Consider the following 15,501-nt stretch of genomic DNA (forward strand, 5'->3'; position numbering starts at 1 on the left):
CGTGATAGAGTGGACGATCGCCCCATGTCCATGAGCAAGCCCCAGCGCCTCCAGAAGCTCGCCGCCGCTGTCTTCACCGCCGTGGACGAGGCGCGCAAGCGCAAGCTTGCCACCGGTGCCGATGTCATCAACCTGTCCATCGGCAGCCCGGACCTGCCTCCCGCTCCGCACATCACCGAGGCCCTGGCCCAGGGCATCCGCGATCCGAGCAACTACGGCTACCCGATGAGGGATCTGCCCGTCTTCCGCGAGGCCGTGGCCGGGTGGTACCAGCGGCGCTTCGGTGTGACGCTCCGTCCGGACTCGGAAGTGCTGGGGCTCACCGGCTCGCAGGAGGGCCTGGCCCACATCACCCAGGCCGTCACGGATCCGGGTGATCTCGTGCTGGTGCCGGATCCCGGCTACCCCATCTACACCGCGGGCCCCGTGCTGGCGGGCGCGGAGCTCCATCCCGTGCCCCTGAAGGCCGAGCACGGCTACCTCCCGGATCTGGAGGCGCTGCCCGAGGGCATCAAGCGGCGGGCCAGGCTCCTGATCCTCAACTACCCGAGCAACCCGCTGGCCGCCGTGGTCCGGCCCGGCTTCTTCGAGCAGGTGGTCGCCTTCGCGCGCCGCTATGGCACGGTCATCCTGCATGACGCGGCCTACAGCGAGCTGTCCTTCGATGGGTACCGGCCCCCCGGCTTCCTGGAGACGCCGGGCGCGATGGAGGTGGGCCTGGAGTTCAACTCGCTCTCCAAGACGTTCAACCTGGCCGGGGCGCGCATCGCCTACGCCGTGGGCAACGCGCGGCTCCTCGGGCAGCTGGCCGAGGTGAAGACACACCTGGACTGCGGACTCTTCCGGCCCATCCAGGCCGCCGCGATCGCCGCGCTCACCGGGCCGCAGCAGTGCGTGGCCGACATGGCCGCCACCTACCAGCGCCGCCGGGATGTGCTGGTGGACGGGCTCAACCGGCTGGGCTGGGCCGTCCCCAAGCCGAAGGCCACCATGTTCTGCTGGGCGCCCGTGCCGCCGGGCTTCGAGTCCAGCCTCGCCTTCGCCATGGCGCTGCTGGAGCAGGTCGGCGTCACCGTGGTGCCCGGCAGTGGCTTCGGCGCCATGGGCGAGGGCTACGTGCGCATCGCCTTCGTGCAGAGCGAGGCGCGGCTGGCCGAGGCCGTCGAGCGCATCGCCCGCTCGGGCATCCTGGACAGGCGCGCGGCGTAGCGGGTTTCGCGGCCGGGGGGGCTTCCTCTGCCCGGGGGCTGGCACGTAGCGTGCTCTCCACCTCAGCCACCTGAGAGAGGATTTCATGTACCGCCCGTTCCGCTACCTGACCGCGCTGCTCTGCTCCGTCCTGCTCGTGCCCACCGCCCAGGCGGCGGGCCTGAAGGTGTCGCTCACCGAGCGCTCCCAATGGCCCTGGCCCATGACGAGTCCCCAGGCCTTCGACGTGGCATCCCGCGCGGAGCTCGCCGTGTTCACCGAGGCCATGGCGGACGCCGACGTTCGCAACGACGCCACGGGTGATGCCGCGTCCCTGGCGAAGTGGAAGGAGCGGATGCGCCAGGTGGTGGTGGGCAACTTCGCCAAGGCCCGCGAGACGTGTGCCGCCGGGGCGCTCTTCTGCGAGGGCGCGGTGCCCAAGGACTGGGACGCGATGGTCACCACGGCGCGGGCGGGGCTCGCGAAGCTGCCGGCGGAGCTGGCGCCCTGGTACGCCGAGCAGAAGCCCTTCCACCAGGGCTACGTCGCCGAGCTGGTCCGCCTGGCGGGGCTCTTCCCCAAGGTGACGAGTGAGATCCTCCCCCTGTCGCCCTCCGAGCGCTTCGGCCTGGAGATGCCGGACCGGAGCTTCCTGCTCACCTTCGATGACGGTCCCACGCCCAAGGGCGGCGGCACGGACGCGCTCGCCGGGCAGCTGCGCGCCCAGGGCATCCACGCCGCCTTCTTCCTGCTCGGCAACAACTACGAGGCCCGCCGCAAGGCGACGTCCGTGGAGCAGCTCCGTGCGCTCTACGCGGGCATGTGCGTCGGCTCGCACGGCCAGGAGCACCGCTCCCACGCCTCGTGGGCCGGCGCGGTGGCGGGCATGGAGTCCTTCCATTCCAAGCTCGCGGAGACCCTGCCCGAGGGCCAGACGAAGCTGACGCTGTTCCGCCCGCCGTACGGCCAGCGCAACCCGGACATCCTCCAGGCGCTGGAGCGCGGCGGAATGAAGAACATGCTGTGGAACATCGACTCGCAGGACTGGCACGCGAGCAACTCGGGCACGAAGGCCGCCGGGCGCGTGCTGTCGCTCATGCTGCTGTGGCGGCACGGCATCATCCTCTTCCACGATATCCACCCCAAGGCCGCCAGCGCCCTCCCTCGCATCTGGAACGAGACGCGCGGCTCGGGCGTGAGCTGGGTGGACTGCCGCTCGGAGTAGGTCTCGCGGTTCTCTTCCACCGCCCATTTTCCACCCGGGTGTGACCGGGGCTCGCGCGCTTCCGCCCGTGGAGCGGCCAGGGAGGCACCGCTCGTCCCGGAGGATTGGTCGTGGCGCAGCGCCACCAGGAACACGCTGACATCCAACGCCTCCACGCCGAACAGCGGACTGGAGATCGTTATGATGGCGGGCATGTCCGCTCCCGAGATCTCCTCCGCTCCCTCCCTTCCGTTCGACAAACTCGCCGAGGGCTTCGCGGCCTGCTTCGCCCGGTACGTGGTGCCCATCTCCGGGGATGTCCGGGCCTTCGAGCAGCGGGTGCGCACCGAGCACGTGCACCTCACGGACAGTCTGGTGGTGGTGCGGGAGGGCCGCGTGGAGGCGCTGGCGCTCGTGGCCCGCCGGGGGGACACGAGCCGGGTGGCCGCCATGGCGATCGTTCCGGAGCTGAGGCGCACCGGGGTGGGCCGTGCGCTGGTGTACAGGCTGCTCGACGAGGCGCGGGGCCGGGGAGATCGCTCGATGCTGCTGGAGGTCATCGAGAGCAACACCCCCGCGTTGGCCCTCTACGAGCGCTCGGGCTTCCAGGTCCGCCGCCGGCTGGTGGGGTGGGAAGGGACGCTTCCGGAGCACGCCGCGCCCCTGGAGGAGATTCCCCTGTCCACCGCGCTGGCGGCGGTGCTCCGGGATGGCGAGCCCGGGCTTCCCTGGCAGCTCGCGCCGGAGACCCTGGCCGGACTGACGGCGCCCGCGCGGGCCTTCCGCCTCGGCGCGGCGGTGGCGGTGATTCTCGAGGCCGGGCCCCAGGACGTGGTGCTGCGCTGTCTGGTGGTGGCCGGGGAGCAGCGCCGGCGGGGGGAGGGGAGCCGCCTCCTGCGGGCGCTCGCGGCCCGGCTGCCGGGCCGCCGGTGGAAGACCCAGGTCGCCCTTCCCGAGCAGCTGGGCGCCGCCTTCTTCGCCGCCAACGGCCTGCGGCGGCAGCCGCTCACCCAGCTGGAAATGGCTCATGGCCTTCAGGCCGGCGAGGCCTCCATCCGCTGAAGCGGGGAGCGGAGCGCCGCCTTGTCCCAGGTGATGAGCGCACGCTGGTAGTTCTCGGAGATCCGCTGGGCCGCCTCGGCCGCGGTGAGCTGCCCCTCCTGGAAGGCCCGGAGGGGGTTCCACCAGATCGTCTGGCCGATCGAGAAGCCGATGAAGCCCGGAGTGGCGCCGGCCGCATGCAGCCAACGCTCCATCCGTTTCCAACCCGTGCGGTGGTCGAGCACGATGCACGACACGTGCTCCCGGCCTCCCGCCCGGGCCTGCCGGGCCACGTTCTCGCAGTCCGACGGCCGCTCCAGGCCCTCGATCTTCCACACGTCTGGCTCCACGCCGCCGGCTTGCAGCTCCTCCATCGCTCGCACCAGGAGCAAGGGCCGCAGCTCGGTGTCATAGCGCTCCAGGTCTCCTCCAACGGCCTCGAGCTGGGCGTTGGTGGGGGGCACCCGCAGCTCGAAGAGGAAGCGGCGCCCGCGCTGTTGCAACCAGTCGGTGAGGTGGGCGAGCCGCTCCCGTTGGCGGGCATTCAGCCCGGCGTCTCCCTCGGGGTTGTAGCGCACCATCACCTTGGTGAAGGCCGGATCGAAGGTCTCCACGTGCGCGCCGAAGTCCTGGCCATATTCGAAGTCGAACTCGTGCTGCCCGTTCTTCTCCACGGGCATGGCCAGCAGGGACCCGTCCTCGAGCGCATGGGCGGCCACGTGGGTCCCGTACTGCTCGTCCACCAGGATGCCACTGCCGTCGCGCCGCGCCCCCTGACGGAGCGCCAGCCGGAAGCCGGTGTAGATGAGCATCTTCATCCGGCGGATGGCCTCCGCCTCGTCGGCCGTGGGGGGGCCAGACAAGCCGAGGAGCGAGTGCTCGAAGGCATTCCGGTGATCGAAGGCGAGCAGATACAGACGGGAGAGGGGCGGTGGAAAGAGCGTGGACATGGGGGCCTGCGTTGGCGGAGGGCTTTCCACCAAGGTGAGGCCGGGCCCCGCGAGCTGTCAGCCCGGGGCCAGTCCGGTACGCGAGGGCGGGTGGCCTGCGTGGTCCGCGAGCAGGCCACCGCCGCTCACGCGGTCATGAACCGGTAGAGCACCTCCGCGGCGCACGCCGGCTTGGACTCCCCTTCGATCTCGATGCTGGCGAGCATCAGGGCCTCGACACCCTTGGGAATGTCCTTGAGCTCCTCGAGCTCGAGGCTCAGCCGGTAGCGGGCCCCGGCCTTGAGGGGCGCGGGGAAGCGGACCTTGTTGAGGCCGTAGTTGAGCACCAGGGCGAAGCCCCGGATGTCGACGATCTCGAAGAACAGCCCGGCGATGCGCGAGACGCTGAAGTACCCATGGGCGATGGGCACGCGGAAGGGCGACTCCCGCGCGCACCGCTCCCGGTCCACATGGATCCACTGGAAATCCCCGGTGGCCTCCGCGAAGCGCACGATGTCCTCGTACGCCAGCTGCTTCCAGTCGGAGGCCCCGAGCTTCTGTCCTGCGAGGGCCCGGAGTCCATCCAGGCCGTCGATGATCGTGGGGTTGGGCATGCGGCGCCCATACCACGGGACTACTGCAGGAAGGGCGTGTTCTCGGCGAAGTACTCGTGGTTGTCCGCGTTGCCGAGCGCGTTGGTGGGGTTGGAGATCGCCAGGCTCTTGGCGCCGCTCTGCCCGTAGACGTAGTCATCCGTGCCGGCCACCACCGTGAAGTGGCTCATCTCGTGGATGAGCGTGCCGCCCTTGGAGTCGGTGCCCGTCATCGGCGCGGACCAGAAGGCGTTGCACACGTAGATGGTGTACGGCTGGTTCGGGTAGACGTAGGCGTAGTAGCTCTTCTTGCAGCCGCAATCGACGGTGATCGGCTTGGTGTCGAAGGCGTCCTTGATGGCGGCGAAGTGGGTCTTCGCGGTGGTCCAGCCGCTGCTCGAGAAGGCGCCGAACCAGGTGGTGTAGCGCGGCGTGCCCGAGGGCGTGCCGTTGAGGTAGGACGACGAGTCATTGGCCATGGCGCTGGCCGCGTTGAGCGCGTCCATGATGGTGGTCATCTGGGTGGACGAGCAGCGGCCGCTGAACGAGATGGCGCCGAGCGACGTGGGGGTTTCACCGGCGGGCCTGGCGGCGGCGCGGCCCTCGATCCACACGGTCACGTCGTTGGACTTGAGCAGGCCGGCCTTGGCGCTGTTGCCGTGGAGCTTCGCGGTGGCCACCTCGAAGCTCAGGCTGTAGCTGCCGGTGCGCGACAGATCATACACCTCGCCGAGGTCCACCGTGCGGCTCAGGCTCTCGCCGGGGGCCAGGGTGAGGAAGTCCTTCTCGGAGGCGGCGGGGCGCTTGTAGTGCGGGCCGGTGAAGGCCACGTCCTCGCCGTTGAGCTTCACCTGGAGGAGCGGCTCCTCGAGGCCCTCGGCGGGCGTGTACCACTTGAGCAGCTTCACCGCGTGGCGCGAGTCGTTGGTGAGGGTGAGGGTCACCCGGGCCGTCTCGCCGGCGCCGAAGGTGGCCTTCTCCGAGGACAGCCGCACCGACACGTCCCGGGCGGCGAGCTCCTGCGCGCCCTGGGCGAGCCCCTCACCGTTGGCCGCGGTCTCGTCCCCCGGCACGCCGCAGGCGCCGAGAAGGGACGCACCCACGACAGCCATCCACTTGAAATTGCCACGAAGGTTCTTGCTCATAGGGCTTGCTTCCTTTGCTGGGGGATGAGGCGGTTCGTCGGATGAGCAAGGCTCGGGCCAGCACTTCTCCTTGTGTGAGAACGCGAGGTTGGCGTGGCCCCGGAGATGCGATGGTGCATCGGGGCTCCACCCTCCGAGGCGCTGGAACGTAAAGAGCCGTTACGAGAGCGTGACGATTTCCCAGCAACCCCGGGGGGTTCGTGGGAGCCCGGGGGTTGTCCCATTCTCGGACAGGGGGAGCGCGGGATGGGGTCATCTGGTACAGGCGGGGCCACTCGGGAGCGCGGCGCGACCGGCGGCCGTCTTCCTGGAGCCGTTCGGCGGGGCGGGGCCCGCGGGAGCCGGGCCGGGCTTCACACTGGCACCATGTTCGTCTTCCTCCTGGGCCTCGTGAGCGCCCCTGTCGCCGCCCTGCTGCTCGTGGCGGCCTTCTCCGTGGGAGCGACGCCGTCGGGCTGGGCCTATGTCGTGGGGGGCTCTGTCCTCTCGGCCGGGCTCCTCACGAAACGCTGGCGGCGGTGGCGCGGCCTGAGCCGGGCGGGGCTCGGCCTGCTGGTGCTCGTCGCGGGCGCGCGGCTCGTGCTCGCGGATGGGCTAGGCCTGCACACCGTGCGTCTGCCGGACGAGGGATGGAGGCTGGTGAACCGGCTCGTGGATGAGCGGGATGGAACGCTGCTCGCGGCGCATGCGCTCCTGCTGTCGGGCCGGCTGCCCCGTGCGGATGCACGCGACTTCGTCCCGGCGCTCGAGTCGGCCTTCTCCCGGCTGAGGGCTGCCGAGGGCCTGAGCGCCACGCCCGCGGTCGCGACGTGGCTGGGGCTCCAGTCGCCCGGGTCCTTCGATGCCGTCGTCATCCCCGCCGGGCGCCACGCCGCTCCCGGGACGGCCGTGGTGTTCCTGCACGGCTACGCGGGCAACTTCGCCGTGTACTGCTGGCAGATGGCGCGAGCGGTCCAGGCCATCTCGGCGCTCACCGTGTGTCCCTCGGTGGGCCCGATGGGAGACTGGTGGTCGGGCAGGGGAGAGGAGACCCTGGAGCGCACCTTCGCCTGGCTCGCGCGGCGTGGCGTCAAGCGGGTGTACCTCGGGGGGCTGTCCAACGGGGGCGTGGGCGCGAGCGTGCTCGTGGGCCGGGCCGCGCATCCCGGGCTGGAGCTTCGGGGGCTCCTGTTGATCTCCGGGGCCTCGACGAAGGTGCCTCCGCCGAGCGTCCCCGTGCTCCTCGTGGAGGGGACGCACGACTCGATGATGCCCGCGAGGCTGATGCGTGAAGCCGCCCGGCGCGCGGGGCGGCTGGCCACCTATGTGGAACTGGACAGTGGCCACTTCGCCTTCCTGGATCGCCACGAGGCGTGTGAGAAGGCCATCGCCGCGTGGCTCCTCGAGCGGGAGCGGGAGGCGGGCCCCTGAAGCTCCGTGCTTGAGACGTCCCCCATGGGTGCTCGAAGATGGCGGCCCCCCCTCATCCCGAGCCCACCATGTCCCGCGCCGCGCTGCTCCTCCTGCTCTCGTTGTGTGTCCTCTTCCCCGGGAAGGCCCTGGCGGAGGACGACGTCATCACCAAGGTGCAGGACTGGTTCTCGAAGCTGGGCAAGCCGAAGCCGCCTCCCGAGGAGGAGCTGGGCGCCCGGAACACCTTCACCATCAACCCGCTGGCGCTGAAGAACTCGCAGCTGGGAGTCGAGTACGAGCGGGCCTTTGGCAAGCCGCTGTCCATCTACGTGGCGCCGGAGTTCGCCTATGGGCGCACGCCGGAGGCCTGGACGCTGTCGCTGGCGGGGACGCTGGGCATCCGGCTCTTCGTGCTCGGCAACGCGCCGAGCGGCATCTACTTCGGGCCCGAGTTCAGCGCGGTCTATCAGCTCCGCTCGCAGAACCGCGTGCGGCGCACGGGCTATGGGCTGGGGCTGGGCGGGACGGTGGGCTGGACGCTGGTGCTGTTCAACCGCTTCACGCTCGCGGCGGGCTTCTCGGCCCAGTACCGCTCGACGCCGGACCTCGAGGCGGAAGGGGATGGGGCGCTGCGGGTGCAGATCATCCCCACGCCCCGCCTGGCCTTCGGCGTGGCCTTCTGACGCCGCCGCTCACCGCTCGCGCACGATCTTCCCGAAGGGCGCGAGCGCGAGCATCGCGAGCTTCACGTGCTGGATGGCGAAGGGGATGCCGATGATCGTCACGGCGAGCCCCAGCGCGAGCGCGATGTGGCTCAAGAAGATCCAGATCCCCGCGACGAGGATCCAGATGATGTTCAGGAGGAAGCCGATGGGGCTGGCGCCCGGCGCGTCGACGATGTCCTTGCCGAACGGCAGCAGGCCCAGCCCGGCCACCTTGAAGCACTGCATGCCAAAGGGGATGCCCACGACGGTGAGGCACAGCAGCAGTCCGCCGATCACGTACTCGAGCCAGATGATCCACCCGCCCAAGACGATCCACAGGAGATTCAGGAGCAATTGCATGGCGGGACCTTATCGCGGGTGTAGCGTCCGAGCCTCCTGAGAACACAAGGAGCCGGGATGAAGCTGGTATCGAGCAGTGCCATCGTGACGGGAGCGGGGCAGGGAATCGGGCTGGGGATCGCCGCGCGTCTCATGCGGGACGGAGCCAACGTGCTCCTCTTCGGGCGGACCCGGGAGAAGGTGGAGGCCGCCGCCCAGGAGCTCAACCGGGCCATGGAGGGGCGCGCGCGGGCCGTGGCCTTCGCGGGAGACGTGGTCCGGGCCGAGGACGTGTCCCGGGCCATCGAGACCGCCACGCGGGAGTTCGGCCTGCCGGGCATCCTGGTGAACAACGCGGGGACGGCCACGCTCGCCCCGATCATCGACATGCCGGAGCAGGACTTCGATCTCGTCCTGGACATCAACCTGAAGGGGCCCTTCCTCTTCATGAAGGCCCTGGGGCGGGCGCTCGTGGACGCGAAGCAGCCCGGGTCCTTCGTCAACATCTCCTCGCTGAACCAGACGGACGTGACGGATGGGCTCGGCCACTACTGCGCCTCCAAGGCGGGGCTCGCGAACCTCACCAAGGTGGCGGCCTCGGAGCTGGGGCGCTACGGCATCCGCGTCAACATCGTCGCGCCGGGCGTCATCCGCACGCCCCTCTCCGAGGGCGCCGGTCTCATGACGGAGGCCATGAAGCGGGAGTTCCTCGCCCGGACGCCGCTCGGCAAGGTGTGCGGCGAGCCGGATGACGTGGCGAAGGTGGTGTCGTTCCTGTGCGGCGATCTCTCGTCCTGGGTCACCGGCGAGACCATCGCCGTGGATGGTGGCAATCACATCCGCGGAATCCACAGCTACGCGGACACGCTGGGCATCACCCCCTCGAAGGTGGGCTGAAGCCCGCAACGGCCGAGGGCCCGATGCACCCGTCGGAAGGACGGAGCACCGGGCCCTCGGACCCGCCAGCGGCGCTGTTACTTGCGGACGATGCCGAACAGCTCCGCCGAGGCCTGATCGCCCGTGCTGAAGCCACCCACCGTCAGCACACGGCCGTCCTCCAGCAGGGTGGACGTGTGATCGTAGCGCACCAGCCCCAGGTTCGCCGTGTCGGCGAAGGTCCCGGTGGCCGGGTCATACAGCTCGGCCGAGGCGAGGATGCCGTACCAGTCGCTGTACCCACCGGCGAGCAGCACCTTGCCGTCGTTCAGCAGGGTGGCGGTGTGGTAGCGGCGGCTCTTGCCCAGCTGCGCGGTGGAGCTCCACGTGCCGGTGGCCGGGTTGTACAGCTCGGCCGAGGCGAGCGTGGAGGCGTTCGCGTCGTAACCCCCCGCGACGAGCACCTGACCATTCTTCAGGGCCGTGGCGGAGTGGTACCGGCGGGCCGTGGCCAGGCTGCCGGTGAGCGTCCACGCGCCGGTGGCCGGGTCATACACCTCGGACGAGGCCAGCGGCAGTCCACTGGCATCCAGGCCGCCCGTGACGAGCACCTTGCCCCCGGACAGGGACACGGCCTTGTGCTGGCTGCGCGCCTGGTTCATGAAGCCCACGGGCGTCCACGTCCCGGTGGCCGGGTCATACAGCTCGGCCGAGGACAGGGTGCCGGAGCTCCCGCTGGAGCCGCCGGTGACGAGCACCCGCCCATCGCTCAGCAGCGTGGCGGTGTGATCCTTGCGGCCGGTGCTCAGCGAGGCCGTGGGGCTCCACGTGCCGGTGGCCGGGTCGTACAGCTCGGCCGTCTCCAGCGAGCGCGAGTCGTTCTCGCCGCCGGTGAGGAGCACGCGGCCGTCCTTCAGCGCGGTGGCCGTGGGCCGCAGGCGCGACGTGGACGCCGGACCCGTGAAGCTCCACGTGCCGGTGGCCGGGTCATACACCTCGGCCGCGCTGGTGAAGCCACCCACGACGAGCACCTTGCCTCCGGGCAGCCGCGTGGCCGCGTGGAGCCCGTGCTCCAGGTTCATCCTGCCGGTGGTGCTCCACACGGGGACCTCGAGGTCCGTCAGGACGAAGTCGTCGATCTGGTGGTAGTTCTGGTCGGCGCCGATGCCGGCCGAGAACCCGACGCCGTCGTACGAGTAGTCCGGCGCGGCCATCTTGTGCGTGAAGAGCAGCCCGCCGTCGAGGTGCACGGTCACCTCGCCGTCGATGAAGCGCACCCGCATGGAGTGCCACACGGCGTCCTCGGTGCGCGAGTCATTCTTGTAGGCGAGCTTGGCCGAGAACGTGTGGGTGTTGTCCTTGATCAGCCCGATGTAGCTGTCCGAGGGATCCCAGCCCGAGTTGTAGTAGTTGTCGACGATGACGCCGTAGCCCGGCTGGTTCACGTAGGCGGGGTTGAAGCCGAGGAACCCGCCGCCCGCGGGCCGGTAGCCGCCCTTCTTGTAGAACATGAAGGCGAGCCCGTCGGCGCCGCCCTGGTACCGGCCGCCGATGCGGTAGCGGAACGAGGCCTCCCACTTGCGCGTCTTGAGCGGGGTATTGGCCATCATGTAGATGCCGCCGCCCGTGTAGCCGCCCACCCGCGTCATGTAGAAGGACTGGCTGGTGGCGTCGTGGAACGTGTTCGGCACGTCGCTCTGCACCACGGTCCACTTTCCGTTGGTGATCGGGTTGGTGGAGAAGTCGTCGGAGAAGAGCGTCGTCTCGGCCCGCGCGGACGCCGAGCCCAGAAGGCCGCCGATCAGAGCCGCACCCAGAAGATTCATTCGCATTGTTTTTCCCCCTCCGCGGTCCGGGAGTGGACCGCGTTGGACATCCATACGGCACTGCATTGACGTGCATACCGCGCGGGCCTGACATGCGAACCCGCCCGGAATGCTTGCCGCGTAGACGGTGGAGGGGTATCACCCGCGATGCTCCGGTCTCACCCCGGCACGAACCCCCGATGAAAATCAGGCCCCTGCACTTCTTCCTCTTCTGGCTGGTGCTGAATCTCGTGCAGGCCGCGTTCACGGAGCTGACCAGTGATGAGGCGTACTACTGGTTCTACTCGCGGTCGTTGGAGTGGGGCTATTACGACCATCCCCCCTTCATCGCGCTGATGGTGCGGCTCGGCTACGCACTCTTTCCGAACGAGTTGGGCGTACGCCTGGTGAATGTGATGCTGAACGCCCTGAGCGTGCTGCTGCTGTTCAGGCTGGTGCCTCGGGAGCATCCGGGGCGGGACACGCTCATCGCGCTGATGGTGCTGTCCCTGCCGCTGCTGAACTACCTGGCGTTCATCATCTTCCCGGACGGACCGCTCCTCTTCTTCCTGGTGCTGTTCCTCCTGGGCTACAAGCGGTTCCTGGAGAAGGAGGACCTGGCCGCGGTGCTGTTGCTGGGGTGCTCCACCGCCTTGATGCTGTACTCGAAGTACCACGGCGTCCTGGTGGTTGGGTTCACGGTGCTCTCCAACCTCCGGCTCCTGCGCTCACCGCGCTTCTGGCTGTCCATGGTGCTGGGCCTGGTGTTGTTCCTGCCGCACCTGGGCTGGCAGTACGCGCACCAGTTTCCGACGTTCCAGTTCCACCTGAAGGGCCGCACCACCGCTTTCACCACCCGCTATCTGCTCGAGTACGTCAGCCAGCAGCTCCCGGCGATCGGGCCCGGGCTCCTCTTCATTCCGTTCGCCGTCAGGGCTCAGGACCGGTTCGAGAGGGCCTTGCGGTTCCTCTGCGTAGGCACCTTCGGCTTCTTCCTCTTCACGGCCCTGAAGGCGTTCGTCCACTTCCACTGGACGTCCATCGCGCTCTTCCCGCTGCTGCTGCTCGCCTCGCGGTTCTACGAGGAGGAGAAGCACAAGCGGCTCTTTCGATTCCTGGTGCTGCCACTGGCGTTCGCCGTCGTGGTGCTCCGTCTGTATTTGATGTTCCGCATCTTCCCGGTGAACCACCTCAACGTGGACTACTACCATGGCCGGAAGCTGTGGGCGGAAGACATCGAGAAGGTGGCCGGAGACAGGCCCGTGCTGTTCGGTGACAACTTCCGGGAGTCGTCTCTGTATTCGTTCTACTCGGGGCACACGGGCGTGGCCCTGCAGAGCGGCGAGCGGCGCCAATCCCAGTACGAGCTGTGGAATTACGAGGATGGCCTGCAGGGACGCGAGGTGGTCCTCGTCCAGGACCGCCCCTTCGCCGGGAGCACGGAGCTGCGGACGCGCATGGACAAGACAGTCCATTACTTCATCGCGCCCGCGTTCTCGTCCTATTACGACATCCCGGTGGAGGCCGCGTTCCCTCCTACCGTGAGGAGTGGAGACACCGTGGCCCTGAGCGTCACGGTCTCCAATCCGAGGAACACGGCGCTCCGCTTCGCGCGAGACGGGTTTCCACGGGCGCCCGCGCTGTTCTACGTCATCCGGAAGGCTGGCCAGGAGGTCCATCGGGGGACGCTGGATGTCTTCGCGGAAGACACCGTCATCCCGCCGGGCGGCCAACGTGAATTCAAGACCTTGCTCCAGCTGCCAGCGCTGGAGGAAGGGGCCCATACCGTGGTGTTTGGAATCCGGTATGAGCCCCTGTTGGATGCCTACGACTCCAGGCCCCGTGAGTTCCGCGTGGGCCGTTGAGGCCCGCCGCGCCTACTTCGTGAGGAGGTCCCGCCAGAGCAGGCGATCCTCGCGGCCCGGATCATTCTCGACCCGGGACGTGAGGTTGAAGAGCAGGGTGGGGCGCTGCTCGGTGTCGTAGGCCGGCCACGTGGGAATGCCGGGGTGGTTCGGGTCGCCGTTGCGCGCGAAGGCGATCCACGCCGCGCTCATCTGCTCGGACAGCTTGAAGCGCTCGGGGTCCTTGCCGGTGAAGGAGGGAACCAGGTCCGCGTTGTCGAACACGAAGGGAATGTCGAGCGCGTGGGTGGCCTTGAGCTGTCCCTCGAGGATCGGCGTCTCCCAGGTGAACAGGTACACGTAGACGGGGGCGCCGGCCTGGGCCACCTTGCGCTCGGCGGCCAGCAGGGACAGCGCCCGGAACATGTCACTGCCGGCGGCGATGATCAGATCCTTCGCCGGGGCGTCCGGCCTGGCGCGGCGGTAGTGATCGAAGACCTGGTCCTTCACATCGCCCACCAGCCGGCCCAGTCCCATGCGCGCCACGGCGTCGGGCATCGCTCCCAGCTTCCCGTGGAGGAACAGCGTCATCTCGTCCTGGTTGGTGCCAATCATCAGCGGCACTCCGGCCGAGACCGCGGGGGCCACGGGATCGAACGGGTTGCCGGGCAGCACCTGCCCATCCATCACGGGAGTGAAGGGCGGGTTGAAGGTGAAGACCCCCCGCTCCTTCTTCACGACGGCCATCTGCGCGTCGAACAGCTTCTCCAGGGGGAGGTTCCGCAGCGCCTCGAGGTCTCCCGGCTGGAGCTTCAGCTCGGCCATCAACTCGCCGGCATGGGTGGCCGCATCCTCCGGCTTCAGCGCGCGCACCAGGGCACCGCTCTGGCTGATGGCCTTGTGGAACAGCCCCTTCGCGGCGGGCATGGCGAGCAGGAGCGTCACCTTCATGCCGCCGCCCGACTCGCCGAAAAGGGTGACGTTGCCCGGGTCCCCGCCGAACGAGGCGATGTTGTCGCGCACCCACTCGAGCGCCGCGACGATGTCGAGCATGCCGGCATTGCCCGAGGTCGTGTGGGCGCCGCCCGTGTACAGGTAGCCCAGCGCTCCGAGCCGGTGGTTGAGCGAGACCACCACGACGTCCCCGCGCCGGGAGAGCGCGGTGCCGTCATAGAGGGCGGCCGACCCGGAGCCTTCCACGAAGCCACCGCCATGCAGCCAGACCATGACGGGCCGCTTTCCGCCATCCGCCACACCGGGCGTCCAGACATTGAGGACCAGGCAGTCCTCGCTCATGGCCCGGGTGTCGGGCGCGACGAGCGCCGCCACGACCTGGCGATCCACCGCCGTGCCGATGGCACTGCGCTGGGCGCAGCGCGGGCCGTACTCGAGGGCATCCCGGACGCCGCTCCACGGCTCGGGCTTCACCGGCGGCATGAAGCGGTTCCTGCCCGACGTGGGCCCGCCGTACGGAATCCCCTTGAAGACACGGGTGCCCTCGGAGAGGACACCGCGCACCTGGCCGCTCGTGGTGTCCGCGAGGACCGGACCTTCGCTCTTCAGCTCGCGGCCCTTGTTCTCGTTGACGATCGGCTTGTGGGCACAGCCTGCCGCCAGGACGAGCGCGAGCAGGCCGATGCGGGCAAACGGACGGCGTACGGCGAAGTTGCTTCCAGATGGCATCGGTCGTTCCTCCTGGCGGCGCGCCATACCAGAAAGACCCCGGCCATCGTTCAACTTCGCCTACTTCTTCTTGTTGTTGTCCTCGCCCATGCCGCCACCACCGGTGCCGGTCTGGTTGCCCTGCTGACGGAAGTCCTTGGCCAGCGTCGAGTTGCCCCAGCCACCCTCGATCATGCTCTTGGCCATCCACTGGCCATTCTTGCGGATCATCAGCGTGGCGGACTTCCAGGTGGCCTTCTTGCCGTTCACGGTATCGGTCAGGCTCGTGGTGACGATGGCCAGATTGTCCGAGAGGATCTCGTACGAGCGGCTCTTCTTCAGCTTCTTGTTGGCGTCCGGGGGCGTGTTCTTCATCACCTCGGACATGGCCTGATCATACTGCTCGCGCGTCCACAGGCTCGTCGTGGCCTCGCCCTGGTCGCTGTCCGTCACCATGAGGACGGGGAAGTCGATCATCCCGTACTCGGCGGTGTGGTCTCCCTTCATCATGGCGTCGTCGAGCTTCTTGTACATGGAGTCGAGCGACTGCCGGATCTCCTTCTCGTTGTTGATCTTCGGCGGCGTGAATTGGGTACCCTTCTGATCCCCTCCCTGGCCCTGCGCGAGAGCAGGCGCCGCCACGAAACAAACAAGAACAGCGAGAGCAAGCTTCTTCATGGTCATCCCCCGGGGACTGTGGAAAAGCGGGGGCAGACTAAAGGGCGGGTCTCGCGAGGCATAGCCGCCTCCGGCCCCCAATGTCATGCAGACATCGGAAG

The 15,501-nt window shown here is 68.8% G+C and carries 14 protein-coding genes; 7 read left to right on the forward strand and 7 right to left on the reverse strand.

Going from position 1 to position 15,501, the window contains the following annotated elements:
• Positions 1 to 24: 24 nt before the first annotated feature.
• The 3 genes from AC16DP_RS32650 (at position 25) to AC16DP_RS32660 (ending at position 3,454) form a co-directional block, all read left to right on the forward strand.
• Complete coding sequence (locus tag AC16DP_RS32650; RefSeq protein ID WP_329731938.1) at positions 25 to 1,209, forward strand: aminotransferase class I/II-fold pyridoxal phosphate-dependent enzyme; 1,185 nt, start codon at positions 25 to 27, stop codon at positions 1,207 to 1,209.
• Between the two features lie 85 nt (positions 1,210 to 1,294).
• Complete coding sequence (locus tag AC16DP_RS32655; protein ID WP_329731939.1) at positions 1,295 to 2,413, forward strand: polysaccharide deacetylase family protein; 1,119 nt, start codon at positions 1,295 to 1,297, stop codon at positions 2,411 to 2,413.
• A 192-nt stretch (positions 2,414 to 2,605) separates the two neighbouring features.
• Positions 2,606 to 3,454, forward strand: a complete 849-nt coding sequence (locus tag AC16DP_RS32660; RefSeq protein ID WP_329731940.1) for a GNAT family N-acetyltransferase — start codon at positions 2,606 to 2,608, stop codon at positions 3,452 to 3,454.
• On the opposite strand, the gene AC16DP_RS32665 is transcribed toward AC16DP_RS32660, so the two are convergent.
• From AC16DP_RS32665 to AC16DP_RS32675, 3 genes are all read right to left on the reverse strand, one after another.
• Positions 3,427 to 4,383 (reverse strand): 2-deoxy-5-keto-D-gluconate 6-phosphate aldolase domain-containing protein, encoded by a 957-nt coding sequence (locus AC16DP_RS32665; protein WP_329731941.1) that lies wholly within the window; start codon positions 4,381 to 4,383, stop codon positions 3,427 to 3,429. The two genes, AC16DP_RS32660 and AC16DP_RS32665, sit on opposite strands and share 28 nt — an antisense overlap.
• A gap of 125 nt (positions 4,384 to 4,508) precedes the next feature.
• Positions 4,509 to 4,976 carry a MaoC family dehydratase gene (locus AC16DP_RS32670; protein ID WP_329731942.1) on the reverse strand — a complete coding sequence of 156 codons (468 nt, stop codon included), beginning with the start codon at positions 4,974 to 4,976 and terminating at the stop codon, positions 4,509 to 4,511.
• A gap of 20 nt (positions 4,977 to 4,996) precedes the next feature.
• On the reverse strand, positions 4,997 to 6,100 hold the full coding sequence (locus tag AC16DP_RS32675) for a M35 family metalloendopeptidase (RefSeq protein WP_329731943.1): 1,104 nt from the start codon (positions 6,098 to 6,100) through the stop codon (positions 4,997 to 4,999).
• Positions 6,101 to 6,466: 366 nt separating this feature from the next.
• Between AC16DP_RS32675 and AC16DP_RS32680 the strand changes: the two genes are divergently transcribed.
• The gene (locus AC16DP_RS32680) at positions 6,467 to 7,510 is read left to right on the forward strand and encodes an alpha/beta hydrolase (protein WP_329731944.1); all 1,044 of its coding nucleotides are present in this window, start codon (positions 6,467 to 6,469) and stop codon (positions 7,508 to 7,510) included.
• 38 nt (positions 7,511 to 7,548) lie between these two features.
• Positions 7,549 to 8,175 carry a hypothetical protein gene (locus AC16DP_RS32685; RefSeq protein ID WP_329731945.1) on the forward strand — a complete coding sequence of 209 codons (627 nt, stop codon included), beginning with the start codon at positions 7,549 to 7,551 and terminating at the stop codon, positions 8,173 to 8,175.
• 9 nt (positions 8,176 to 8,184) lie between these two features.
• Here the strand turns inward: AC16DP_RS32685 and AC16DP_RS32690 are convergent, their stop codons facing one another.
• On the reverse strand, positions 8,185 to 8,556 hold the full coding sequence (locus tag AC16DP_RS32690; RefSeq protein WP_329731946.1) for a YccF domain-containing protein: 372 nt from the start codon (positions 8,554 to 8,556) through the stop codon (positions 8,185 to 8,187).
• A gap of 57 nt (positions 8,557 to 8,613) precedes the next feature.
• On the opposite strand from AC16DP_RS32690, the gene AC16DP_RS32695 reads away from it, so the two are divergent.
• Complete coding sequence (locus tag AC16DP_RS32695; protein ID WP_329731947.1) at positions 8,614 to 9,432, forward strand: SDR family NAD(P)-dependent oxidoreductase; 819 nt, start codon at positions 8,614 to 8,616, stop codon at positions 9,430 to 9,432.
• 77 nt (positions 9,433 to 9,509) lie between these two features.
• Here the strand turns inward: AC16DP_RS32695 and AC16DP_RS32700 are convergent, their stop codons facing one another.
• The gene (locus tag AC16DP_RS32700; RefSeq protein ID WP_329731948.1) at positions 9,510 to 11,237 is read right to left on the reverse strand and encodes a Kelch repeat-containing protein; all 1,728 of its coding nucleotides are present in this window, start codon (positions 11,235 to 11,237) and stop codon (positions 9,510 to 9,512) included.
• Between the two features lie 179 nt (positions 11,238 to 11,416).
• Between AC16DP_RS32700 and AC16DP_RS32705 the strand changes: the two genes are divergently transcribed.
• Positions 11,417 to 13,081 (forward strand): ArnT family glycosyltransferase, encoded by a 1,665-nt coding sequence (locus AC16DP_RS32705; protein ID WP_329731949.1) that lies wholly within the window; start codon positions 11,417 to 11,419, stop codon positions 13,079 to 13,081.
• Between the two features lie 12 nt (positions 13,082 to 13,093).
• Here AC16DP_RS32705 and AC16DP_RS32710 read toward each other — a convergent pair whose 3' ends face one another.
• Positions 13,094 to 14,743: a carboxylesterase/lipase family protein gene (locus tag AC16DP_RS32710; protein WP_329731950.1), complete on the reverse strand. Its 1,650-nt coding sequence runs from the start codon at positions 14,741 to 14,743 to the stop codon at positions 13,094 to 13,096.
• A 60-nt stretch (positions 14,744 to 14,803) separates the two neighbouring features.
• Complete coding sequence (locus AC16DP_RS32715) at positions 14,804 to 15,400, reverse strand: single stranded DNA-binding domain-containing protein (RefSeq protein WP_329731951.1); 597 nt, start codon at positions 15,398 to 15,400, stop codon at positions 14,804 to 14,806.
• Positions 15,401 to 15,501 lie beyond the last annotated feature (101 nt).

Source organism: Archangium sp. (genome assembly GCF_057119385.1).

Bases quoted from the DNA above. Each gene is read 5' to 3' on its own strand.
- AC16DP_RS32650 (WP_329731938.1), top strand. From the start codon at position 25: ATGTCCATGAGCAAGCCCCAGCGCCTCCAGAAGCTCGCCGCCGCTGTC.
- AC16DP_RS32655 (WP_329731939.1), top strand. From the start codon at position 1,295: ATGTACCGCCCGTTCCGCTACCTGACCGCGCTGCTCTGCTCCGTCCTG.
- AC16DP_RS32660 (WP_329731940.1), top strand. From the start codon at position 2,606: ATGTCCGCTCCCGAGATCTCCTCCGCTCCCTCCCTTCCGTTCGACAAA.
- AC16DP_RS32665 (WP_329731941.1), bottom strand. From the start codon at position 4,383: ATGTCCACGCTCTTTCCACCGCCCCTCTCCCGTCTGTATCTGCTCGCC.
- AC16DP_RS32670 (WP_329731942.1), bottom strand. From the start codon at position 4,976: ATGCCCAACCCCACGATCATCGACGGCCTGGATGGACTCCGGGCCCTC.
- AC16DP_RS32675 (WP_329731943.1), bottom strand. From the start codon at position 6,100: ATGAGCAAGAACCTTCGTGGCAATTTCAAGTGGATGGCTGTCGTGGGT.
- AC16DP_RS32680 (WP_329731944.1), top strand. From the start codon at position 6,467: ATGTTCGTCTTCCTCCTGGGCCTCGTGAGCGCCCCTGTCGCCGCCCTG.
- AC16DP_RS32685 (WP_329731945.1), top strand. From the start codon at position 7,549: ATGGCGGCCCCCCCTCATCCCGAGCCCACCATGTCCCGCGCCGCGCTG.
- AC16DP_RS32690 (WP_329731946.1), bottom strand. From the start codon at position 8,556: ATGCAATTGCTCCTGAATCTCCTGTGGATCGTCTTGGGCGGGTGGATC.
- AC16DP_RS32695 (WP_329731947.1), top strand. From the start codon at position 8,614: ATGAAGCTGGTATCGAGCAGTGCCATCGTGACGGGAGCGGGGCAGGGA.
- AC16DP_RS32700 (WP_329731948.1), bottom strand. From the start codon at position 11,237: ATGAATCTTCTGGGTGCGGCTCTGATCGGCGGCCTTCTGGGCTCGGCG.
- AC16DP_RS32705 (WP_329731949.1), top strand. From the start codon at position 11,417: ATGAAAATCAGGCCCCTGCACTTCTTCCTCTTCTGGCTGGTGCTGAAT.
- AC16DP_RS32710 (WP_329731950.1), bottom strand. From the start codon at position 14,743: ATGCCATCTGGAAGCAACTTCGCCGTACGCCGTCCGTTTGCCCGCATC.
- AC16DP_RS32715 (WP_329731951.1), bottom strand. From the start codon at position 15,400: ATGAAGAAGCTTGCTCTCGCTGTTCTTGTTTGTTTCGTGGCGGCGCCT.